Below are 21,519 nucleotides of genomic sequence, written 5' to 3' on the forward strand. Positions count from 1 at the left end.
GCCCGCCCCGGGAACCTCCGGGTCAGGCACGCCCGAGAATCCGCCGGACCGCGTCGGTCAGCAGCCGCTCGGCGTCCTCCGGGGACGCGGCCGCCGTCGCGTGACGGAAGGCGACGTACCCGTCCGGCCGTACGAGGAGGGCTCCCCCGTCGGCCACCTCGCTGAGCCGTGCCCAGTCGCCGTACGGGTCCTCGTACTCCTGGCCGGGGCCGATGACGGCGGTGGCGATCTCCAGGTGCTGGGCCCCGGCGGCCCTGATCCAGTCGGCGCCGCCGATGCCGGTGAGCAGGGTGAAGCGGCCCCGGCCGACGGTGTCGAGCGTGGACAGGGTGCGGGTGCCGGAGGTGATCCAGGCGTGCGGGAGCTTGGCGCCGGGACGGGAGGTCGGCTGGTGGTACAGCTCGGGGTCGCGGTCGAAGCCGGGGTCCGCCGTACCGTCGGGAACGATCGCCGAAGAGCTTTCGGCGGGATACCGCTGGTTCAGGTCGACGCCGTGCGCGTTGAACTCGTACACCTTGAACGCGATCGCCTCGCGGAGCTCCGCCCGCTGCTTCTCGGCCGCCTCGGTGTCGTCCTTCCGGGCGGCGATGTTGGCCCACAGCTGTTCGGGGGTCTGCGGGGAGAGCCCGTCGAGCGCCTCGAAGACGGGGGCGGTCTCGCCGATCGACTTGTTGGCGCGGGTGACGATCTGCCTGCCGATCGGGGCGCGTTCGGCGGTGTACGTGTCGAGCAACCCGGGGGACGCGGTGCCGTCGAGGACGAGCTTGAGCTTCCAGGCCAGGTTGTAGGCATCCTGGATGGAGGTGTTGGAGCCGAGGCCGTTGGACGGCGGGTGGCGGTGTGTGGCGTCGCCGGCGCAGAAGACCCGCCCGTTCGAGTAGGTCTGCGCGTACATCTCGTTGACGGTCCAGGCCGAGGACGACTTGATGGTCACCGGGATGTCGTCGTCGCCGACCAGCCTGCGGACGATCGACTCGGCGTACTCGGTGGTCAGGTCGGGGGCGCCCGCGTCGACGTCGTACCCCCAGACGATCATCCACTCGTTCCACGGCCGCACGCACCGCACCAGGCCCGCGCCGATGCCGCCGACGGTGGCGCCGGGGGCGAGCACCCAGTAGAGGGTGGACGGGCGGTGCGCGGTGTACTTCGACAGATCCATGTCGAAGACGATGTTGATGCTGCCGGCCACGCCCATCTGGCCGCCCATCGGCAGCCCGGCGTCCTCGGCGACCCGGGAGCGGCCGCCGTCCGCGCCGATGAGGTACTTGGCGCGGATGGTGTACTCGTCGCCCCGCAGCCGGTCCTCGACGGTGGCGGTGACGCCCTCGTCGTCCTGGACGAAGGACGTGTAGACCGTGCCGAAGCGCAGGTTGGTACCGCGTGCGACGGCCGCGTCGATGAGCACGGGCTCCATGAGGTGCTGCGGCATGTCGCACATCCGGGTGGGGCTGGCCAGCTCGTGCGCGGCCTGGACGAGCGGGTCGTTGCCCCACGAGCGGACCCGGCCCAGTTCCTCTCCCGCGAGGCTGGTGCAGAAGGTCGTGTCGCCCATCAGGTGCTGCGGCGTGGCCTTCGCGACGACCTCGGCCTCGACGCCGAGGTCGCGCAGCACCTCCATGGTGCGCTGGTTGGTGATGTGCGCCCGGGGCGTGTCGGCGAGACGCGCGTGGCGGGTGACCACGATGTTCGGGACGCCGTACGTGCTCAGGGCGAGCGCGGCGGAGGCGCCCGCGGGGCCACTGCCCACGATCAGTACGTCGGTCACGACATCCGGCTCGACGGTGTGCACGGGAGACGCTCCAGGGAATGAGAACAGGCACTGACCGTTCAAGATCATGGAGGGCTGCGCGGGAGCGTGGGTGTCTCAATAAGAGACAGTGCGTACGGTTTGCCGGATGGGTGCCGTACGGGAGTCGTACGGGGTACGGGGCGGGGCCCACGTTCGTTCACGCGGACCGGTGAGTTCGGGTTCATCGCCCGCCCGCCGGGTGCGGGGTCAAGGGTCCGGGTGCCGGGGCCCAAGGCCCGGGGTGATGGTTGTCTCTTCAACCTCGCCGGGTACGGTGAGTGCTGTCGTGACCACCGCGGAGCACCTCCCCGTCCACCCTGCCCTGGCGTCGCTGCGCAGGGCCCGTGAGTTGTTCCTCGAAGGGCGTCAACTGCCGGACGGTGTACCGGAGGAGATCGTCGCCGCGTGGAGGCGTGCCCGGTTCTTCGGTCTGCGGCACGACGTGCCGGACTCCGCGACCGAGGCCCCCGGCAGGGCCACCGACCCACCGCGGAACGCCGTACGACCGGACGAGTCCGCCCTGTTGGCCGCGGCCCGGCCGGTGCTCGAACGGCTCGCGCCCGCCATGGGCACCGGGTGGACGGCGCTCCTGCTGACCGACGAGCGGCTGCGGGTGCTGTGGGCGACCGGGTGCGCGCCGGGCGATCCCTGCTGCGAGGACCTCTCCGAGCAGGTGGTCGGCAACAACAGCGCGGCGCTCGCCGTGCGCACCCGGCGCCGCGCCGAGGTGCACGGCCCGGAGCACTTCCTCGATCTGTGGCAGAACGTGTCCGCGGTCAGCGTGCCCGTGCTCGCGCCGGAGACCGGGCGGACGGTGGGCACGGTGACGGTCACCACCGGGCTCCGCGCCGAGTGCGCTCCGCATCCGTGGGCCTCCCTCGCCGAGGCCGCGGCCGGTGCCGTCGAGGCGGAGCTCCTCGCGCGGTCGCGGCCGGCCGAGCGGGCCCTGCTGGACGCGTATCTGCGGGCCGCGCGGGAGCAGGGGCGGGCGGTCGTGGCCCTCGACGGCCGCAACCGTCTGGTGAGCGAGGCCGCGGGGCGCCTGTTGTCACCGGAAGGGGTGGATGCACTGGAGCGAGGCTTCGCCGGGCTGCTGCGGGACGCGAACGGCGGGGGGAGGCCCAGGGGTGAGGGCTTCTCGGGTACGACGCAGCCGGAAGCGGTGGCCGAAGCCGTCTGGGGTACGGCGGCGGAGCCTGATCCCGGCGTGGCGCCCGGGGCGGTGTCCGAAGGGGCGCGCGAGGCGGTCTCCGAAGGGTCCGTGACCGGAGCGGCAGCGGCAGCGGCAGCGGCAGCGGCAGCGGCAGCGGACCCGTACCGTATCCGGCTCCCGGACGGTGTGCGGTGTTCCGCGACGGTCACCCCGGTCGCGCACCGGGGGTCGGTCATCGGCGTGGTGGCCGTGCTGGAGCCGCTGGGAGCCGGCGCCGCCGTGTCGGTCGGGCGGGGTGTCGTGGCGCTGGCCGGGCACTCGGTGCCGTGGCGGCACGCGGTGGGCCGCGCCACGGAGTTGGCCCGGTCGCCCGAGCCGCTGCTGATCGTGGGCGAACGCGGCACCGGAAAGACCGCGCTCGCCCACGAGCTGGCCCCCGAGCTGCTGGTCGTCGACGCGGCGGAGGGCGAACCGGTCTCCCTGCTCGACGAGTTGGCGGAGGGCCACGCGCTCCTCATCCGCCATGCCGAGCGGCTCGCGCAACCCGACACGGCGACGCTCAACTCACTCCTCGAAACGCATCCGGGCGCGCCCCTGCTGGTCACCTACACTCCCGGGACACCGCCGGGCCCCTGCCTCCAGCGGCTCCTGGACACGCTGGCCGCCCGCTCGGTCACCCTCCCCGCGCTGCGTGAACGGCCGGAGGACATAAGGGAGTTGTTGACGGCCCTGGCTCCGAAGCCGGCCCCCGGGCAGCCCCCGCTCACCTGGACACTGGACGCCCTGCGCGCCCTGGAACAGCATCCGTGGCCCGGCAACGCCACCGAACTCGTCCACCTCGTAAGGGCATTGGCCGAGCACCGACGAGTGTCCGGGCCCGTACGACGCGCCGAACTGCCGGACGCCGTCCGTGAGGGTCCCGCGGCCCGGCGCCTCAGCCCCATGGAGCACGCCGAACGCTCCGCCATCCTGGAGGCCCTCCGCCGCAACGGGGGCAACAAGGCCCGCACGGCGGCGTCCCTGGGCATCGCCCGCGCCACGCTGTACCGGAAACTCCGGGGATATCGGGGCTGACCCGTTCGAGACCCGGTACGCGTCGAGACCCGGTACGCGCCCGCGCGGATGCGGCCGCGGGGGCCGCCGTGTGGCGATCAACGGGCGGCCGCACGACCATGGGAAAGGCCGGTTCACCCGTACGGCCCCGTTTGCCAGGAAGGTGGTATCCGATGTGCCGGTGGCTCGCCTACTCGGGAACGCCCGTCCTGCTCGACACGATCCTCTACAAGCCCGCGCACTCCCTGATCGACCAGAGCCTGCACTCCCGGCTGGGCGTCGAGACCACCAACGGTGACGGGTTCGGCATCGGCTGGTACTCGCCGGACCTGGAGACCCCCGCGGTCTTCCGCGACATCGGCCCGGCATGGAGCAACCGCAATCTGCGGGAGATCGCCGACCATGTCCGCTCGCCGCTGTTCTTCGCCCACATCCGGGCCTCGACCGGTACCGCCGTGCAGCAGACCAACAGCCACCCGTTCCGCCACGGCCGCTGGATGTGGATGCACAACGGCGCGATCACCGACTTCCACCTGATCCGGCGGGACCTCTCCCTGGCCGTCGACCCGGAGCTCTTCGCCGACATCGAAGGACAGACGGACTCCGAGCTGATGTTCTACCTGGCGCTCACGCTCGGTCTGGAGGAGGACCCTCCGGGCGCCGTCGCGCGGATGGCGGGCCTGGTGGAGCGCACCGGGCACGCGCACGGGGTGGAGTTCCCCCTGCAGATGACGGTCGCCGTGACGGACGGCGAGGCGCTGTGGGCCTTCCGCTACTCCAGCCAGAAGACGTCACGCTCGCTGTTCTACAGCACCCGGGTGGAGACGATGCGCGCACTCCACCCCGATCTGGCGTTCCTGCGGGAGGTCTCCGACGAGACCCGCCTCATCGTCTCCGAGCCCCTGGGCGATCTGCCCGGCGCCTGGAACGAGGTCCCCGAGAGCAGCTACGGCGTCGTCCGGGCCGGAGAGGACGAAATGCGTCCCTTCGCCCCACAGCCCGTGTAGGGCGCAGGGTCGCGTCGGAGTACGGCGAAGGGGCGCGTGCGAGTACGGCGAAGGGGCCGCTTCGGATTGCTCCGAAACAGCCCCTGAGCTGCGACTCCTTCGAGTCGGGACGACAGGATTTGAACCTGCGACCCCTTGACCCCCAGTCAAGTGCGCTACCAAGCTGCGCCACGTCCCGGTGCGCTGCCCACGGTGAACCGTGTGATCGCGCAGTGAGAACTTTACCGTACGTCGGGCCCCCTCCCCGCAGCCGACGAGAGGCGGGGGACAATCGAGGCATGAGTGGTACGGCGGACGACCGGGCGACGCGGGGACGGGACCGGGACGAGGAGGGGCGGGCGCGGAGCTCGCGGCCCCGGGACGGACTGGGGCGCCCTCTGCCGTACGGGGCGCGGGGTGTGCGACGGCAGCCCGAGGGGGTCGTGCGGGCCCCCGAGGAGACGGTCGTCGAGGCACAGGCGCTGCTGGACGCGGGAATGCCGTTCCATGCGCACGAGGTCTTCGAGGACGCGTGGAAGTCCGGGCCGGACGAGGAGCGCGCGCTGTGGCGGGGGCTGGCCCAGCTCGCGGTGGGCCTCACCCACTCGGCACGCGGGAACGTCAAGGGCGGGGCCCTGCTGCTGCGGCGCGGGGCCGGGGCCGTCGAGGAGTGGGAGGCCGGGAGTGGCCGGCAGCGGCCCTACGGTGTCGACCTGGCGGAGGTGGGGGCCTGGGCCAGGGACCTGGCCGACGTCGTGGAGCGCGAAGGAAGCGCCGTGGACGCGGAGGCCTGGGCACCCCGGCTGCGCGGGGACCAGGGTGGACACGCGACAGCTCGTTCCGGACAGCGGTAGCCGCGTAGGGGCGCTTCCGGCACTCCGCAACGTACGCTCCCATATCGCGCTAAACCATCGCACCTTCCCGGATCGGCTCCGCATGCAGGGTCGGTGTGCCGGTGGCGTGGGGTCGGGGGCCTCAGCGGAGCAGTAGCTGGAGGCCGCCCACAATCGTCGCCGCGATCACCAGCTGTTCGAACACCTTCTGGTTGATGCGGTTGACCGCCCACTTGCCGAGAAAGGCGCCCGGCACCACGAACAGGGCGAGCGTGGCGTCCAGCAGCAGGGAGTGCGCGTCGATGAGGCCGAGGCCCACGCTGAAGGGAACCTTGGAGACGTTGACGATGAGGAAGAAGAAGGCCGACGTGCCCAGGAAGCCGAGCTTCCGGAAACCCGCCGAGAGCAGGTACATGGACATCACGGGACCGCCGGCGTTGGCGACCATGGTGGTGAAGCCGCCGAGGACGCCGTACGAGCGGGCCTTGACGCGGCCCGCGCGGGTGGTGATCGCGTCGGGTTCGTCGTCCTTGTCGACCGTGCGCCGGCGCCAGATCGTGACGGCCGTCATCAGCAGCAGGATCGTGCCGATCGACGTGCGAACGGTCTGGTCGTCGGCCCGGACCAGGAACAGCGTGCCGAGGACGACACCGGCGCCGACCGCGGGAAAGAGCTTCCACAGCGTGGGCCAGTGGGCGTGCCGGCGGTAGGTCAGGACGGCGAGGACGTCCCCGACGATCAGGATCGGGAGCAGGACGCCGGTCGAGGCGCGGGCGGGCAGGACCGCCGCGAAGATCGCGAGGCTGACCGTGTTGGCACCGCTCACGGCGGTCTTCGAGAAGCCGACGAGTACGGCGGCGAAGGCGAGGGCCGCGAACCCGGCCGTGGACAGGTCCCAGAGAGTCATCGTGTTCATGCGGGGTCCGATGCTATGCGCGCCCATCGGCACGCGACAGGACCGTCTCGCCAGTTGGCCCTGCCACGTCCGATCCTGACTCCGGTGGCCCCGACCGTGCCCGGTTCGATCTTTCTCGCCCCCGCCGCCGCCCGGTTCGGCTTTCGCCCCGGACGGCCCATGGACCATCGTCCGACGGGCTGGCAAGATCCCCCGGGTACCTTCACCGACGTAGTTGGAGGAGTCATGGCCGACTCGCGCGAGCACAGCTTCGCCGGTACGCGGGGCGGTGTCACCGCACGGGAATGGCCGTGCGAGGGGGCGCGGTACGTCGTGCTCCTGGTGCACGGCTACGGGGAGCACATCGGCCGGTACGAACATGTGGCCGATGCCCTGGTGCGGCACGGCGCGGCGGTGTTCGGTCCCGATCACATGGGGCACGGCAGGTCGGCGGGCGAGCGGGTGCTGATCGAGGACTTCGAGGACGTGGTCACCGATGTGCGCGCCGTGGAAGTGCTGGCCCGGGCCGCGTATCCGGGGTTGCCGGTCGTGCTGATCGGCCACTCCATGGGCGGTCTGATCGCCGCGCGGTACGCCCAGCGGTACGGCGCGGGGGTCGGCGCGGTCGTGCTGTCCGGGCCCCTGATCGGCATCTGGGAGCCGCTGAGGGTGCTGCTCGCGCCGCCGGAGGTGCCCGACGTGCCTCTCGACCCGAAGATGCTCTCGCGGGACATGGCGGTCGGTGCCGCGTACGCGAACGATCCGCTGGTGTGGCACGGCCCGTTCAAGCGGCCGACGCTGGAGGCCATCGACCGCTCCCTGGAGACGGTCTCGAAGAGCGGGTCCATCGGTGCGCTCCCGCTGCTGTGGCTGCACGGCGACGACGACCGGATCGTGCCGCTGCCCGGCAGCCGTACGGGGATCGAGGAGTTCCGCGGCGCCGACTGGACCGAACGCGTCTACCCGGGTGCCCGGCACGAGGTGTTCAACGAGACGAACAAGGTCGAAGTGCTCACGGACGTCAAGGAGTTCGTGGAGGGCGCGCTGGGACTCTGAGCCTCTGCTCCACACCGCGTTTTCACGTGTCCGACCGGGGCACCCGGACCCGCATGGAGTGGTTGCGGAGAGCGGCCTGCGTGGGAGAGGACCCCGAACTGTTCTTCCCCGTGGGCACCACAGGGCCGGCACTCGACGATGTCGCCGCCGCCAAACGTGTCTGCGCCGGCTGCCCGGTGCGCCGCGAGTGCCTCAACTGGGTGCTCGGCAACGGGCAGACGGCCGGTGTGTGGGGCGGCATGGACGAGGAGGAGCGCACCGAACTGCTCCGCAGGGCCGGCAGCGCCGACGCCGCCCGGCACGAAGCGTTCGCCGGCATGATGCGATGAGGAGTACTACGTGATGACGATGGTGAGGAGCACACTTCCCGAGCCCGCCCGCCGGATCGCGGGCGACGCGCTGCAGGAGAGCCTGGTCGATCTGCTGGGGCTCTCGCTGATCGGGAAGCAGGCCCACTGGAACGTCGTGGGACCGAGGTTCCGTTCGATCCACCTCCAGCTCGACGAGGTGGTGTCCACCGCACGGTCGTTCGCCGATGACGTCGCCGAACGCGCGGCGGCGCTGGGGGTCGCCCCGGACGGCCGGCCCGAGACCGTGGCGGCACGGTTCGACCTGCAGGGGCCGAAGGACGGCTGGCTGCGGGACACCGAGGTCGTACGGCTGCTGGTGGCGGCGCTGGAGACGGCGATCGGACGGCTGCGTGAGCGTATCGAGGCCACCGAGGAGGCCGACAAGGTCACGCAGGACCTGTTGCTCTCCATCACGTACGAGCTGGAGAAGCAGCGCTGGATGTTCGAGGCCGAGAACTGGCCGCGCGAGGGCTGACAGCGAGGACTGACCGCTGTTCGTCATGCGTCCGGCTTCCTCGCCGCCACGGCCGCCAGCAGCCGGTCGCGTGACTCCTCGACCAGACGGCGGGCCCGGCCGGTGTCCGCGAGCAGCCTGCCGTCGCGCTTGCGGACCACGCCGTCGACGATGACCGTGTCCACGTTGGACACGTCGGCGCTGAGGGTCACGGCGGCCGCCACGTCGTGCACGGGCGCCATGTTGAGGGCGGTGGCGTCGAGTGCGACGATGTCGGCCCTCTTGCCGGGGGTGAGGGAGCCGGTACGGTCCTCCACACCGGCCACATGGGCACCGTTGAGCGTGGCGATCCCCAACATCTGACGTGCCGTCAACATCGTTGCGGGGACGGGTAGGTTCGCCTGCCAGCAGTCGGCGTTGACCCGGGCCCGTTCGGCGGCGAAGGCGGCCCGGATCTGGGTGAACATGTCGCCGGGCACGGTGGTGACGACGTCGATGCTCAGGGACGGCCGCAACCCGTGTTCGATCGCCTGCATCACGGGCGGCCAGCCGTGGCCCATCTGGGTCTCCACCTGGGCGGCGATGGACACCGTGCCGCCGCTGTCGGCCACCATCCGCCACTCGTCCTCACTGAGGTGGCAGCAGTGGACGTAGGTCGTGTCGGGGCCGAGCAGGTCCAGCTCGCGCAGCTGCCTGACCATGCCGAAGCGTCCGGCCAGGCGGCCCATGGCGACGTGCACGGTGATCGGGATGCCCAGTTCGCGGGCGAGGCCCCATTCCTGGGTGACGACGTCGTTGGTGCAGAAGCCGGGGCCGCGCGTGGCCAGCGCCATGGTGAGCAGGCCGTCGTCGGAGGCGAAGTGCCGGTCACGGATACGGCGTACGTCGTCGCCGGGTACCGCGATCCCGCTGTCGAACCAGTAGTCGGCGAGGGAGGTGTTGGCGCTGCCGTACGCGTACTGGGCGCGGATGCCGGTCTCCGTCAGAGCCTGGATCGCGGCGTCCGGGTGCTCGGGTGTGTTGTTGATGTGCGACCAGTCGACGAGGGTGGTGATGCCCGCGTTGAGGCACTCCAGGGTGCCGGCCAGGTTGCCCGCGTACACGTCCTCCGGGGTGTAGACGGGCGCGAAGGTGTCGAGGACGTCGACGAAGTAGTCGTCGAGGGTGGCGTCGGGGGCGCAGCCGCGGATCGACGCCTCCCAGGTGTGGCGGTGGGTGTCGACGAAGCCGGGGATGACGATGCGGCCGGCCATGTCGAGCACCTCGGCGTCCACGTCCGCGTCGATATCGCGTTCGACCGCCGTGATCGTGCCGTCCTCGATGAGAATGTCGCCCTCGGGCAGGTCGCCGATGTCCGGATCCATCGAGACGACATGGCCCGAGCGCAGGAGCATCCGTTTGGTCATCGCCGTTCCTCCCAGAGGTGCGTCCGCGTGAAAGCTGACGGGCAGTCAGTATGCGGTGAGATCACGGACCGTCCTCGTGACCCGGCCGACGGTGGGGAGGACCGACTCCTCCAGGGTGTCGGCGAACGGCAGCGGCACGCACTCCCCCGCCACCCGCCGGACGGGCGCGTCCAGCAGCAGCCCGAGGCCCTCGTCGGCGACGACCGACACGAGGGGTTCGAGCACAAGGGCCTCCTCGCCGTGGTTCGCTCGCACGGACCTCACGCCTGGTGACCGTCGAGGAGAACCCGTACCAGGGCGGCGGGGGCGGACAGAAGACCACCGGGACGTCGCTGCGGACGGCGGGCGTCGACGGTGCAGCGATCTTCAGGCCGGGGACGGCCGACGCCAGTTCTCGGTGGTGGCCCGGGAGTGCTCGGCGCCGAAGCCGAAGCCGCCGCCGTCGGCGGTGCGGACGACGAGCGGGACCTTGATCGCCTGACCGCCGCCCGTCATGTAGCGGACCTCGGGTATCTCGTTGGCGAAGGGCTACCCGGCGCTCGGGCGGGGCGGGGTGGGTTCCGCTCTCCGGCGCTCGCCGGGTGCCGCTGTGGCTAGGACAGTGCCTCCAGCCCCAGGTGGTCGCGGAGGGTCGTGCCCGCGTAGTCCGTGCGGAAGACACCCCGTTCCTGGAGCAGGGGGACGACCTTGTCGGCGAAGGGGTCGAGGCCGGTGGGGGTGATGTGGGGGACGAGGATGAAGCCGTCGGCGGCGTCGGACTGGACGTAGTCGTTGACGGTGCGAGCGACCGTCTCCGGCGAGCCGATGAAGTTCTGCCGGTTGCCGGTCTCGATGACCAGGTCGCGGATGGACCAGTTGCGGGCGGCGGCGAGCTCCCGCCATTCACGGGCGGTGGCGAGCGGGTCGCGGTACATGCGGACCTGGGCGCGGCCCTTGGAGATGTGGGTGTCGCTGATGTCCGGGTCGATGTCGGGGAGCGGGCCGTCGGGGTCGTAGGAGGACAGGTCCCGGTTCCAGACGAACTCCAGGTGCTTGAGGGCGGTGGCGCCGCTGACCTGCTGGCGGCGGACGTCGTGGGCGAGTTCCTCCGCCTCCTCGTCGGTATCGCCGAGAATGAAGCTGGCCGCGGGCAGGATGAGCAGTTGGTCCTCGCGGCGGCCGTACTTGGCGAGACGGTTCTTGACGTCGGTGTAGAAGGCCCGGCCCGCGTCCGGGCTCGCGTACCGGCTGAAGATGGCGTCGGCGCCGGCGGCGGCGAACTCGCGGCCCTCGTCGGAGTCGCCCGCCTGGAAGACGACCGGCCGGCCCTGGGGTGAGCGCGGGACGTTGAACCGGCCCTCGATGTCGAAGTGCTGCCCGGTGTGGACGAAGGCTCCGGCCTTCGCGTCCCGCAGGAAGACGCCCGTCTCCTGGTCGGCGACGATCTCGCCCCCGTCCCAGGAGTCGAAGAGTTCGTTCGCCGTGGCCAGGAACTCCTTGGCGCGGGAGTAGCGCTCCTCCTGCGGCAGGAAGCCGCCCCGGCGGAAGTTCTCACCGGTGAAAGCGTCCCAGGAGGTGACGACGTTCCACGCGGCGCGACCGCCGGAGAGGTGGTCGAGGCTCGCGAACTGGCGGGCCACCTCGTACGGCTCGTTGAAGGTGGAGTTGATGGTGCCGGTCAGCCCGAGATGTTCGGTGACGGCGGCGAGCGCGGCGAGGACGGTGAAGGTGTCGGGGCGGCCGACGACGTCCAAGTCGTAGATTCTGCCGCCCTGTTCACGAAGTCGGAGGCCCTCCGCGAGGAACAGGAAGTCGAACTTGGCGCGCTCGGCGGTCCGCGCGAAGTGCGCGAAGGAGCTGAACTCGATGTGGCTGCCGGCCTCGGGGTCGCTCCATACGGTGGTGTTGTTGACGCCGGGGAAGTGGGCGGCCAAATGGATCTGCTTCAGGGGCTTGCTCATGGTGGTCGGTTCTCCCTACGGCTCAGACGGTCGCGGTCGCTACGGCGGCGTAGCGGTTGGCGGGGCGGGGCAGCCCCAGCAGGCCACGCAGGGTTTCGGCCTCGTAGGCGCGGCGGAAGGCGTCGCGGCGCTGCAGTTCGGGCACCAGGCCGCGGGTGATCGCCGGAAGGTCGTGGCCCACGACGCCGGGCCGCAGCCGAAAGCCGGTCAGACCGGCCGCCGCCAACTCCTGCAGCAGATCCGCAAGTTGGTTCGGTGTGCCGGTGAAGATCGGGGCGTCACTCGTGTACGGCTCACCCGCCAGCGCGTCGAGGCGCTCGCGCCGGGCCACCGCCTCGGCCGGGTCGTCGTCGAGGAAGACCACCAGGTCGCCGAAGACGTGCAGCGGCTCGTCGGCACGCCCGGCGGCCCGCTGCTCCGCGCGGATCTCGGCGACGATCGCGCGCGCCTGGTCGGTGTCGTGCGGGGTGACGTAGCCGATGTCGGCCTGGCGGGCCACCAGCCGGTACGGGACGGTGTCGTGGGCGAGGACGGTCACGATGGGCTGGCCCTGCGGAGGACGTGGCGTGATGGAGGGGCCCTTGACGCTGAAGTGGCGGCCCTCGAAGTCGATGTAGTGCAGCTTGTCGCGGTCGATGAAGCGGCCGGTGGCCACGTCCCGGATCTCCGCGTCGTCCTCCCAGCTGTCCCAGAGGCGGCGCACGACCTCGACGTAGTCGGCGGCCTCGTCGAACAGCTCGGTCACGGCCTCCTGTGTGTCCGGGCTGTCGTAGGCCTCGATGCGCGGGATCGTACGGCGGCCGAAGTGGGCGGCCTCGTTCGGCCGGGCGGTGATCTGCACCCGGAGGCCGGCGCGGCCGGAGCTCACGTAGTCGAGGGTGGCGATCGCCTTGGAGATGTGGAAGGGCTCGGTGTGGGTGGCCACGACGGTCGGCACGATGCCTATGTGCCGGGTGAGGGGGGCGATCCGGGCCGCGACGAGGACGGCGTCCAGTCGGCCGCGGACCTGGTCGGTGCGCTCGTCCGGGTCCAGGAAGTGCGAGGACTGCGGGCCGAGACCGTCCTCGATGGTCACGAAGTCGAGCAGTCCGCGCTCGGCCTCGGCGACGAGGTCGGCCCAGTACCCGGCGGTGAACACCTCGCGAGGGCGGGCGACCGGCTCACGCCAGGAGGCGGGGTGCCATCCGGTGCCGTCGAGGGCGACGGCGAGGTGCAGGGCGGACGAGGCAGACGAGGAGGAAGGGGAGGGAAAAGGAGAGGAGGCAGAAGGAGGAGAGGCAGAAGGAGGAGAGGCAGAGGGCGAGGAGGAGGGGAAAGATGCAGCTGGGGACACGGGTGGGGTGCCTTCCTAGGAGGTTCGTACGGCCCTCTCGCGGGGCGTTCCCGGGCTTCGGACCGCCAGGATCGTGGAGCTGCGGCGCAGGGTGAAGCCGATGGACTCGTAGAGCCGGATCGCGGTGATGTTGTCGGCGGCGGCGTGCAGGAATGGTGTCTCGCCGCGTTCGCGGATGCCCGCGGCGACCGCGCGGACGAGCCGGGTGGCGAGGCCCTGTCCACGGTGGTCCGGATCGGTGCAGACCGCGCTGATCTCCGTCCAGCCGGGCGGGTGAATCCTCCCCCAGCCTCCGGCCGGGGGGACCCCCATCTCGCTTCGCTCGCCGGCCATGGCGATCAGCCGCCCCCGGTCCCGGATGCCGAGATACGTGCCCAGTTCGACGGTCCGCTTCAGGAAGGGGCCCGGTCTGGTGCGGGCGACCAGGTCCAGGATCTCGGGGACGTCGTCGAGCCCGAGCCGTACGGCTTCGGGCGCGGGCTCGGCCCGCAGCGCGGTGTCCACCAACTGGACACCCTGTCCGCCGCCGATCACCTCCCAGCCGTCCGGCACGTTGTGGACCGGCTTGATCCGTACGACGGCCCCCGCGCCGACGAGCCCGTGCAGGTCGGCCCAGGCGGCCGGGTCCTCGGGGTCGGCAAGGGCGCCGAAGGCGTAGACGTCGGCCGGATAGCGGGCGGCGGCGCCGACCCGTTCGGCGAAGCGGGCGTGCGGGCCGTCCAAGGAGGCCCAGACGGCGTTGTCGAGGACGGGTATGTCGAGTGCGGGCATGTCGGGGACTGGCATGTCGAGCGCGGCAGCGGGTGCGGACGGGACTCCGCCTCCGTGGAGGTCGGTCTGGTGGGCCACGGAGGCGGAGCCCCTTTCTGTGTCAACGGGCATGCTGTGCAAGCGACATGACGGACACTCAGGAGTTGGTGAGCGGCAGACCCGGGGGGTTGACCTCGGACTTCTCCACGGACTCGTTGGGGAGGTTCCAGGCCTTCAGCCATTCGCCGTACTGGCCGTTGTCGATGAGGTGGTTGATGGCCTCGGCGAGAGGCTCGGCGAGACCGCTGCCCTTCTTCGCGGTCGCGGCGATCAGACCCTGGAGGGTCTCACCGGCACCGGAGAACTGGCCCGCGATACGGGTCGCCTGGGGTGTCCCGGCGGTCTTGGCCGCGTGGTAGGCGAGGTTGGGGCTGGGACCGAAGTAGGCGTCGATCTTTCCGCTGCTCAGCGCCAGGTAGATGCTGTTGCTCTCCTGGAAGTACTTGACGGTGAGGGGCTTCTTGCCCTCCTTCGCCAGCTTCTCCTTCCACTCCAGGAGGATCTTCTCCTGGTTGGTGCCGTTGCCGACGGAGACCGTCCTGCCGGCGAGGTTCTCGTAGTCGCCGTCGAAGTTCCAGTCGCTGTCCTTCTTCGTCTCGAAGGCCAGGTCGTCCTTGCGGTAGGAGGCGAACTCGTACTTCTGCTTGCGCTCCTCGGTGTCGGTGATGTTGGAGAAGCCGACGTCGACCTTGCCGCTGTCGATGCCGATGAACAGGTTCTCCCAGGTCGACTGGCGCACCTCGGGTTCGAGACCGAGGACGGCGGCCACGAGTCTGGCGAGGTCGGGCTCGGAGCCCGTGAGCGTCTTCTGGTCGCTGCCGATGAAGCCGAGTGGCGGACTGCCGGACGGCAGCGTGCCCGATCCGATCACCAGCTTGCCGCTCTTCTTGATGGTGTCGGGCAGCTTGGCGCTGATGGACTTCACCTCGGAGACCTTGATCTCGGTCTCCTTGGCGGCGCCGTTGGCGAGCCGTCCGACGGTGACCGTGCCGGCGGCCTCGGTCCTGGTGGCGGCCTCGGTGTCGCCTCCGCAGGCGGCGAGCCCGGTGGCGAGGGTGGCGGCGGCGGTCGCCGCGGTGATGCCGCGCAGCAGGCTGCGCCGGGAGAACCGGGTGTGCGTGGGCATGACTGTCCTTGTCGTTCGAGAGGTGTCGAGGGCGGTGCGGGGAAGCTCGAAGGGTTCGGTCAGAGGACCTTGCTGAGGAAGTCCTTGGTCCGTTCGTGCCGCGGCTTGTCCAGGACCTCCGAGGGCGGGCCCTGTTCGACGATCCGGCCGCCGTCGATGAAGACGACCCGGTCGGCGATCTCCCGGGCGAAGCCGATCTCGTGGGTGACGATCACCAGCGTGGTGCCGCCTCGCGCCAGGTCCTTGATGACGGCCAGGACTTCACCGACGAGTTCGGGATCGAGGGCGGAGGTCGGCTCGTCGAAGAGGATGACGCCGGGGCGCAGGGCGAGGGCGCGGGCGATCGCCACGCGCTGCTGCTGGCCGCCGGACAACTGCCGCGGGTAGGCGGCCGCCTTGTCGGCCAGGCCGACCCGGTCCAGGAGTTCGCGGGCGAGTTCGTCGGCCCGCGCCTTGCCGAGCTTTCCGGTCGCCACCGGGGCCGCGGCCACGTTCTCCAGCACGGTCAGGTGCGGGAAGAGGTTGAAGTTCTGGAAGACGAAGCCGATCCGGCCGCGCTGGGTGAGGATCGCCCGCTCGCTCAGCTCCTTCAGACGGTCGCCGTGCCGGCGTACGCCGATCAGCTCGCCGTTGACGCTGACGTGGCCGATCTCGGGCTTCTCCAGGTGGTTGACGACCCTGAGCAGCGTGGACTTGCCGGAGCCGGACGGGCCGAGGATCACGGTGACCTCGCCGGGCCGAATGGTCAGGTCGACGCCGTTCAGGACCCGGTGGGTGCCGTACCACTTGTGCACGTCGTGCACCTCGACGGTGGCAGCGGCGTTGTCGAGCGTCCCGGCGGTCATACGGCGGCCTCCTTGCGGATGCGGGCCCGGAGGTCGGTGGCACCGGACCGCAGTTTCTGCAACGGCGTCGGCGGCAGGGTGCGGGTGGCGCCCCGGGCGTAGTACCGCTCGACGTAGAACTGGATGATCGAGACGACGCTGGTGAGGATCAGGTACCAGACGGTGGAGACCAGCAGCAGCGGCACGATGTCGCCGGGATAGGTGGAGCCCATGGCCTGCGCGGTGCCGAAGAGGTCGAGCAGTGAGACGTAGAAGACCAGCGAGGTGCTCTTGATCAGGCCGATCAGCTGGTTGACGTAGTTCGGGGTGATCGAGCGCAGGGCCTGCGGGAAGACGATCCTGCGGAACTGGTAACCCTTCGGCAGACCGAGTGCGGAGGCCGCCTCGTGCTGGCCCTGGTCGACGGAGAGGATGCCGCCGCGGACGACCTCGGCCGCGTAGGCCGCCTCGTTGAGGCTGAGGCCGATGACGGCGACGGCCATGTCGGTGGCCAGGCGGGACTCGTCGAAGGTGAAGAACGCCGGGCCGAAGGGGACGCCGAGACTGAGCGTCTGGTACAGGGCGCTGAAGTTGTAGAGGAAGAGCAGGACGACGATCAGCGGGACCGAGCGCAGGGCCCAGATGTAGACCCAGCTGACGGAGCGCAGAACGGGACTCTTCGAGAGCCGGGCGAGGGCGAGGAGGACACCGCCGACGAGGCCCAACACCGCGCTGTAGGCGGCGACTTCGAGGGTGATGAGCAGTCCGTCGAGGATCGTCGGCCGCAGGAACCAGTAGGCGAAGCGGTCCCACTGGTAGAACGGGTTGGAGATCAGTCCGTGGACGAACTGGGCCGCGAGGACCAGCACGACCGCGGTGGCGATCCAGCGGCCGGGGCGGCGCAGCGGCAGCACCTGCTGGGCGGTGAGTCGCTTCGACGGGGTGTCGGCGGGCGGCGGCGCCTCGGTCAAGGACACGGTGGTGCCTGGGGGTTCACTCATCAAGGGCTCCGGAAGAGTGTCGAAACCCCAGGCGACGCAGGTGACTTCGGCCGTCCGGCGGACGAGGGCACTCGCCGGACGGCGGACACGGAAGACACACGGATGCGCACGACACCGGGGCTGGCGGAGAGAGGCGGACCGCTGGTGCGGTGCCTCAGGGGTTCAGGGAACCGTCAGCCTCGACGGGAGCGCGGCGCCGGGTCGGAGCCCGGACCGCGCTAGCGTGCGCTACACAGTGCGCTGTTGACCCGGAGCAGATCGACGGCGCGGTCGGCGCAGAGCGGCACGCAACCGTGGCGGCGCCATACGGCCGGCCTCGGGGTTGCGTACATGTCCGTCACCATCGTTCTTCCGGCCCGGTGGGCCTCGTGCTCTGCGGGTGGCCGTAAGTAACTCAGGCGCAACGGGCCGCTGTCAACGTCAATCCAGCACATGGGACGCCTGTCCGCCTGTCGATACGGCCTGGTCCGGGACATGGGAGGCCCAGTCCAGGATCTGTACGGCGGCACCGGCGGCCTCCAGGCCCCGGCAGTGGGCGTGGTGGCGGTGGGCGATGCCGTCGAGGTCGAGGTGAGGGCCGAACGCGGGGTGGGCGGCCAGGCGGCGCGCGTACGCCCACAGGTGCGGGTGGTCGGCCACGCGGTGCACGGCGGAGGCGTCCAGGTGCCAGCGGTGCACGGTGTCGAGCCGCACCAGGGCGACCCACAACTCGACGTCGGCGACGGTGAGTCGGTCCCCGAGGACGTACTCCTGTCCGGCGAGCCGGGCGTCCAGCGAGCGCAGGGTGCGCAGCAGGGAGCCGAGCGCGTCACGGCGTTCCAGGTCGTCGGCGTCGGCGCGGCCGGCGCGTTGGGCGGTGCCGTCCATGCCCTGCTCGCAGAGGCGCGCGACACCCTCGATCTCGGCCTCCGCGCCCTCCGGGTACAGCTCCGCGCGGCCACCGCCGAAGCGCCGGGCGAGGTCGCGCATGATGTCGGGAGCATGGGTGCTGACGATGCGTCCGGACCAGTCGTCGCTGAGGACCGGCGCCACGGCCGCTCCGGGGTAGCGGTGAGCGCTCGCCTCGTACAGCGGGCGCAGCTCGGAGTGCTCGCCGTTCGGGCCGTCGGGCACGGCGGGCAGGAGGGTCACGGGGCAGACGTCCGCCAGCCCGAGGAGGCTGTGGACGACGGCGATGCGCAGGGCGCCCGGACAGGACAGCGAGAGATGGAGCCGGTAGCGGCGCGGCACGGCGTAGTGGCCGCTGCGGGCGTCGCAGCCGATCCGGCCCCGGAAGGCGGGCAGGGGCCGCGGCGACGGGACGGCGTTCAGGGCGTGGACGGGCATGGCGGACATGTGTCTCCCCGGGGGTTCTGATGCGGACCGCGCGGTGGCGCGGTGACGCGTTGGAACGGTGGTTACGCGAGTACACGGACGCGCGAGCGCTGTGGCGTGCCACGTCGGCGGCTCGGGTCGGGTCAGCTCAGGGGCCGTCTCGCGCTGCAGACGCGCAGCAGATCGATGTGACGGCGGGAGGTCAGGAAGAGGGACTGCCGGCGTGCGCGCGGCACACGAGTGACCACCGGCTCCAGGCGCCCCATCATTCCCTACCTGTTCACTAGGAAATACCCCACCAGGAGTGTCGAGCCGACCACGTCGCGCGTCAAGAGGGTGTCCGCGAAATGGGCCCGCCGTCCGAGGGGTGGACATCGGGAGGACGGGGCGGCGTCCCACGTGACATCGAGCACCGGTGGTCAGTCGTCGTCCCCCTTGACGCCGAGCATCCGCTCCAGCCGGTCGAACCGCTCGTGCAGGGCGAGCGCGGCCTCGTCGGCCATCTCATGCGCCCGGTGGGTGAGTTGGTGACGCCTCTGCTCCCGGCCCACGAACCAGGTGGCGATGGCTGCGGTCACCATGCCGTACGTGGTGATGCCGACGACCATGACGACCGCGCCGACGACACGGCCCCAGAACGTCACCGGGTAGAAGTCGCCGTAGCCGACGGTCGTGGCCGTCTCGATGGACCACCACAGGGCCCTCGGATACGAGGTCAGGTTGGCGCGCGGTGCGCCGTGCTCGGCGGCGAGCGCGGCCCAGGAGCCGAGGAGCATCACCACGGCGAGCACGGCGGTGGCACCGCCCGCCGCCTTCAGATGGAGGGGCCGGCCCCCTTCCCGGCCGAGCAGCAACTCGACGGCCCTGGTGAGGAATCCGGGCAGCACGTCTCACTCCTCCTTCGCCCCGGAGGCCGCCCCGGGCGGCGCCTTCGGGTCCTCCCGGCGGGCGTGGAGGGCGTGGCGGTCGAGTTCGTAGGCGACCCGGATCAGCGGGACGTGCGTGAACGCCTGTGGGAAGTTGCCCAGTTGGCGGCGGGCGCGGGGGTCGTACTCCTCGGCGAGCAGCCCGACGTCGTTGCGCAGCTCCAGCAGTCGCTCGTACAGGGCTCGGGCCTCGTCCGCGCGGCCGATCAGCCGCAGGGCGTCCGCGAGCCAGAAGGAGCAGGCGAGGAAGGCGCCCTCGCCGCCGCTGAGGCCGTCCGGCGAGTCGGCGGCGCCCGCCGAGTAACGGGCCACCAGCCCGTCGGTGAGGAGTTCGCGCTGTACCGCCTCGATGGTGCCGATCACCCGGGGGTCGTCCGGCGGCAGGAACCCGGTCTGCGGGATCTGCAACAGCGCGGCGTCGAGCTCGCGGGAGCCGTACGACTGGGTGAAGGTGCCCCGTTCCGGGTCGAAGGCCTTCTCACAGACGTCGCGGTGGATACGGTCGCGGACCGCACGCCACTTCTCCACCGGGCCGGGCCGGGAGTGCGCCTCGGCCAGCCGGACCGCCCGGTCGAAGGCGACCCAGCACATCACCTTGGAGTGCGTGTAGTGGCGGGGGGCGCCGCGCATCTCCCACAGCCCCTGGTCGGGCTCGGTCCAGACCTGTTCCAGGTGTTCCAGGAAGACCGCCTGCAGGGAGACCAGGTGCTGGCGCGGGCGCAGACCGCAGCCGATGGCCAGGTGGATGGCCTCCATCACCTCACCGGGTACGTCGAGCTGCCGTTGCCCGGCGGCCGCGTTGCCGATCCGTACCGGGCGCGACCCCTCGTACCCCGGCAGCCAGTCGGCCTCCCACTCGGTGAGCCGCCGCTCCCCCGCGATGCCGTACATGATCTGCACGTCCTCGGGCCGCCCGGCCACCGCCCGCTCCAACCAGCCCCGCCAGGCGTCCGCCTCGGCCTTGAAGCCGCTGCGCAGCAACGCCTCCAGCGTCATGCCCGCGTCCCGTAGCCAGCAGAAGCGGTAGTCCCAGTTCCGCACGCCGCCGATCTCCTCCGGCAGTGACGTGGTCGGGGCGGCGACGATGCCGCCGGTCGGCTGGTACGTCAGGGCCTTGAGAGTGATCAGCGAGCGGGCGACGGCGTCGCGGTACGGCCCCTGGTACGTGAGCCTGCGCAGCCAGCGGCGCCAGTACGTCTCCGTGGTGCGCAGCGCCTCGAACGCGTCCACCTCATCCGGGGCGGGCAGATGGGAGGGGTGCCAGGTCAGCACGAAGGGGATCCGTTCGCCCGCGGTGACGGGGAACATGGCGGTGTGGGCGCTGCCGTGGGCGACCGGCCGGACGGGGGTGCGCAGCCACACCGACTCGGGCCCCGCGATCCCCGTCAGATGCCCGTTCCGGCGGCGCATCCAGGGCAGGACCCGGCCGTAGTCGAAGCGGAGCCGCAGGTCCATGCGCATGTCGACGGTGCCCGAGAGGCCTTCGACGATGCGTACGACGCTGGGGGCGCCGGTCTTCCGGCACGGCATGAAGTCGGTGACCAGGACCTGGCCGCCGGCTGTCTCCCACTCCGTCTCCAGGATCAGCGTGTCGTCCCGGTAGCGACGGCGGGCGTACGGGCCGTTCTCGTCGGCGGGGGCGATGCGCCAGCGGCCGTTGTCCTCGTCGCCGAGGAGGGCGGCGAAGCAGGCGGGTGAGTCGAACCGGGGGAGGCAGAGCCAGTCGACGCTGCCGTCCATGCCGACGAGGGCGGCGGAGAGGAGGTCGCCGATGAGGGCGTAGTCCTCGATGCGGCTGGGTTTGGTGCGGGGGTCGGGGGCGGGTCCTGGCATGGGGTCAGTGTCAGGGGGTTCTCGGGTGCGGGCATGTGGGGCGGGGCGTTCGAGTTGCCGCCGTGGGGCTTCGGTGCGTTGTCGCGTGCCGGTCGTATGCGGCTGCGTTGTCGGGTACTGGTCGTATGCGGCTGCGTTGTCAGGTACTGGTCGTACGCGGCTGGTCGCGCAGTTCCCCGCGCCTCTGACGGGGCGCTGCCGGGGGCCTCGCTGTCAAGGCAACGCGGTGCGGTTGTCGTGTGCGCGGGAGGACTGCTCAGGGAGCAATCCGGTACTCGGCCGAGAGGGTGAACTTCTGACGGACCGGGCGGCCCGAGCGGCCGAGGCCGACAACGACCCGGTCCCTCCGCGGGCGGACCGGCGCCCGTTGCCCCGGTGCCGGGTCGTCGTGGACGAGATGTTGCAGGGGCTCGGCCTCTGACCGGCTGGACCGACGG

20 protein-coding genes and 1 tRNA gene are annotated in these 21,519 nt (G+C 71.2%); 6 read left to right on the top strand and 15 right to left on the bottom strand.

Annotation, left to right across the window (positions count from 1 at the left end; translation table 11 throughout):
- Positions 1-22: 22 nt before the first annotated feature.
- A complete protein-coding gene (locus tag OG622_RS09105; protein WP_371574688.1) occupies positions 23-1,789 on the bottom strand; it encodes an FAD-dependent oxidoreductase in 1,767 nt (588 codons plus the stop codon).
- Between the two features lie 286 nt (positions 1,790-2,075).
- Between OG622_RS09105 and OG622_RS09110 the strand changes: the two genes are divergently transcribed.
- Together OG622_RS09110 and OG622_RS09115 are read left to right on the top strand one after the other, a co-directional pair.
- Positions 2,076-4,016, top strand: a complete 1,941-nt coding sequence (locus OG622_RS09110; protein WP_371574689.1) for a helix-turn-helix domain-containing protein — start codon at positions 2,076-2,078, stop codon at positions 4,014-4,016.
- Positions 4,017-4,168: 152 nt separating this feature from the next.
- Positions 4,169-5,002 (top strand): class II glutamine amidotransferase, encoded by an 834-nt coding sequence (locus OG622_RS09115; RefSeq protein WP_371574691.1) that lies wholly within the window; start codon positions 4,169-4,171, stop codon positions 5,000-5,002.
- Between the two features lie 104 nt (positions 5,003-5,106).
- On the opposite strand, the gene OG622_RS09120 is transcribed toward OG622_RS09115, so the two are convergent.
- Positions 5,107-5,180, bottom strand: a tRNA-Pro gene (locus tag OG622_RS09120).
- Between the two features lie 100 nt (positions 5,181-5,280).
- Here OG622_RS09120 and OG622_RS09125 point away from each other — a divergent pair.
- Positions 5,281-5,835 carry a DUF309 domain-containing protein gene (locus OG622_RS09125; RefSeq protein WP_371574692.1) on the top strand — a complete coding sequence of 185 codons (555 nt, stop codon included), beginning with the start codon at positions 5,281-5,283 and terminating at the stop codon, positions 5,833-5,835.
- Between the two features lie 121 nt (positions 5,836-5,956).
- Here the strand turns inward: OG622_RS09125 and OG622_RS09130 are convergent, their stop codons facing one another.
- Complete coding sequence (locus OG622_RS09130) at positions 5,957-6,730, bottom strand: sulfite exporter TauE/SafE family protein (protein WP_371574694.1); 774 nt, start codon at positions 6,728-6,730, stop codon at positions 5,957-5,959.
- Positions 6,731-6,955: 225 nt separating this feature from the next.
- On the opposite strand from OG622_RS09130, the gene OG622_RS09135 reads away from it, so the two are divergent.
- From OG622_RS09135 to OG622_RS09145, 3 genes are read left to right on the top strand one after another with little or no spacing between them, the layout of a single operon-like run.
- On the top strand, positions 6,956-7,765 hold the full coding sequence (locus tag OG622_RS09135) for a lysophospholipase (RefSeq protein WP_371574696.1): 810 nt from the start codon (positions 6,956-6,958) through the stop codon (positions 7,763-7,765).
- Positions 7,766-7,818: 53 nt separating this feature from the next.
- Positions 7,819-8,094 (top strand): WhiB family transcriptional regulator, encoded by a 276-nt coding sequence (locus tag OG622_RS09140; protein ID WP_371574698.1) that lies wholly within the window; start codon positions 7,819-7,821, stop codon positions 8,092-8,094.
- Between the two features lie 13 nt (positions 8,095-8,107).
- The gene (locus OG622_RS09145; RefSeq protein WP_371574700.1) at positions 8,108-8,590 is read left to right on the top strand and encodes a Dps family protein; all 483 of its coding nucleotides are present in this window, start codon (positions 8,108-8,110) and stop codon (positions 8,588-8,590) included.
- Between the two features lie 23 nt (positions 8,591-8,613).
- Here the strand turns inward: OG622_RS09145 and OG622_RS09150 are convergent, their stop codons facing one another.
- The 12 genes from OG622_RS09150 to OG622_RS09205 form a co-directional block, all read right to left on the bottom strand.
- A complete protein-coding gene (locus OG622_RS09150) occupies positions 8,614-9,975 on the bottom strand; it encodes an amidohydrolase family protein (protein WP_371574701.1) in 1,362 nt (453 codons plus the stop codon).
- Between the two features lie 45 nt (positions 9,976-10,020).
- Positions 10,021-10,200: a hypothetical protein gene (locus OG622_RS09155; RefSeq protein WP_371574702.1), complete on the bottom strand. Its 180-nt coding sequence runs from the start codon at positions 10,198-10,200 to the stop codon at positions 10,021-10,023.
- A 141-nt stretch (positions 10,201-10,341) separates the two neighbouring features.
- Positions 10,342-10,470: a hypothetical protein gene (locus OG622_RS09160; protein WP_371574704.1), complete on the bottom strand. Its 129-nt coding sequence runs from the start codon at positions 10,468-10,470 to the stop codon at positions 10,342-10,344.
- 98 nt (positions 10,471-10,568) lie between these two features.
- The gene (locus tag OG622_RS09165; RefSeq protein ID WP_371574706.1) at positions 10,569-11,915 is read right to left on the bottom strand and encodes an NtaA/DmoA family FMN-dependent monooxygenase; all 1,347 of its coding nucleotides are present in this window, start codon (positions 11,913-11,915) and stop codon (positions 10,569-10,571) included.
- 22 nt (positions 11,916-11,937) lie between these two features.
- Positions 11,938-13,131 carry an LLM class flavin-dependent oxidoreductase gene (locus tag OG622_RS09170; protein WP_371584039.1) on the bottom strand — a complete coding sequence of 398 codons (1,194 nt, stop codon included), beginning with the start codon at positions 13,129-13,131 and terminating at the stop codon, positions 11,938-11,940.
- Positions 13,132-13,263: 132 nt separating this feature from the next.
- Positions 13,264-14,097, bottom strand: a complete 834-nt coding sequence (locus tag OG622_RS09175) for a GNAT family N-acetyltransferase (RefSeq protein ID WP_371574708.1) — start codon at positions 14,095-14,097, stop codon at positions 13,264-13,266.
- A gap of 58 nt (positions 14,098-14,155) precedes the next feature.
- Positions 14,156-15,184, bottom strand: a complete 1,029-nt coding sequence (locus tag OG622_RS09180; RefSeq protein WP_371574710.1) for an ABC transporter substrate-binding protein — start codon at positions 15,182-15,184, stop codon at positions 14,156-14,158.
- 59 nt (positions 15,185-15,243) lie between these two features.
- Entirely contained in the window at positions 15,244-16,029 is a 786-nt protein-coding gene (locus tag OG622_RS09185) for an amino acid ABC transporter ATP-binding protein (RefSeq protein ID WP_371574712.1), read from the bottom strand.
- Entirely contained in the window at positions 16,026-17,009 is a 984-nt protein-coding gene (locus tag OG622_RS09190) for an amino acid ABC transporter permease (protein ID WP_371574715.1), read from the bottom strand. Before OG622_RS09190 ends, OG622_RS09185 begins: the two co-directional genes overlap by 4 nt.
- Before the next feature lie 420 nt (positions 17,010-17,429).
- Complete coding sequence (locus OG622_RS09195) at positions 17,430-18,344, bottom strand: glutathione S-transferase C-terminal domain-containing protein (protein ID WP_371574717.1); 915 nt, start codon at positions 18,342-18,344, stop codon at positions 17,430-17,432.
- A 398-nt stretch (positions 18,345-18,742) separates the two neighbouring features.
- Entirely contained in the window at positions 18,743-19,210 is a 468-nt protein-coding gene (locus OG622_RS09200) for a potassium channel family protein (protein ID WP_371574719.1), read from the bottom strand.
- A 3-nt stretch (positions 19,211-19,213) separates the two neighbouring features.
- The gene (locus tag OG622_RS09205) at positions 19,214-21,082 is read right to left on the bottom strand and encodes a glycoside hydrolase family 15 protein (protein WP_371574721.1); all 1,869 of its coding nucleotides are present in this window, start codon (positions 21,080-21,082) and stop codon (positions 19,214-19,216) included.
- Positions 21,083-21,519: the final 437 nt, after the last annotated feature.

The sequence above is a fragment of the Streptomyces sp. NBC_01314 genome (assembly GCF_041435215.1).
Classification (GTDB): Bacteria; Actinomycetota; Actinomycetes; order Streptomycetales; family Streptomycetaceae; genus Streptomyces.

Excerpts from the sequence above, each read along its gene's own strand:
- OG622_RS09145 (WP_371574700.1), top strand. The coding sequence starts at position 8,108 with ATGACGATGGTGAGGAGCACACTTCCCGAGCCCGCCCGCCGGATCGCG.
- OG622_RS09125 (WP_371574692.1), top strand. The coding sequence starts at position 5,281 with ATGAGTGGTACGGCGGACGACCGGGCGACGCGGGGACGGGACCGGGAC.
- OG622_RS09150 (WP_371574701.1), bottom strand. The coding sequence starts at position 9,975 with ATGACCAAACGGATGCTCCTGCGCTCGGGCCATGTCGTCTCGATGGAT.
- OG622_RS09195 (WP_371574717.1), bottom strand. The coding sequence starts at position 18,344 with ATGTCCGCCATGCCCGTCCACGCCCTGAACGCCGTCCCGTCGCCGCGG.
- OG622_RS09165 (WP_371574706.1), bottom strand. The coding sequence starts at position 11,915 with ATGAGCAAGCCCCTGAAGCAGATCCATTTGGCCGCCCACTTCCCCGGC.
- OG622_RS09140 (WP_371574698.1), top strand. The coding sequence starts at position 7,819 with ATGGAGTGGTTGCGGAGAGCGGCCTGCGTGGGAGAGGACCCCGAACTG.
- OG622_RS09205 (WP_371574721.1), bottom strand. The coding sequence starts at position 21,082 with ATGCCAGGACCCGCCCCCGACCCCCGCACCAAACCCAGCCGCATCGAG.
- OG622_RS09130 (WP_371574694.1), bottom strand. The coding sequence starts at position 6,730 with ATGAACACGATGACTCTCTGGGACCTGTCCACGGCCGGGTTCGCGGCC.
- OG622_RS09135 (WP_371574696.1), top strand. The coding sequence starts at position 6,956 with ATGGCCGACTCGCGCGAGCACAGCTTCGCCGGTACGCGGGGCGGTGTC.
- OG622_RS09185 (WP_371574712.1), bottom strand. The coding sequence starts at position 16,029 with ATGACCGCCGGGACGCTCGACAACGCCGCTGCCACCGTCGAGGTGCAC.
- OG622_RS09190 (WP_371574715.1), bottom strand. The coding sequence starts at position 17,009 with ATGAGTGAACCCCCAGGCACCACCGTGTCCTTGACCGAGGCGCCGCCG.
- OG622_RS09160 (WP_371574704.1), bottom strand. The coding sequence starts at position 10,470 with ATGACGGGCGGCGGTCAGGCGATCAAGGTCCCGCTCGTCGTCCGCACC.
- OG622_RS09180 (WP_371574710.1), bottom strand. The coding sequence starts at position 15,184 with ATGCCCACGCACACCCGGTTCTCCCGGCGCAGCCTGCTGCGCGGCATC.
- OG622_RS09115 (WP_371574691.1), top strand. The coding sequence starts at position 4,169 with ATGTGCCGGTGGCTCGCCTACTCGGGAACGCCCGTCCTGCTCGACACG.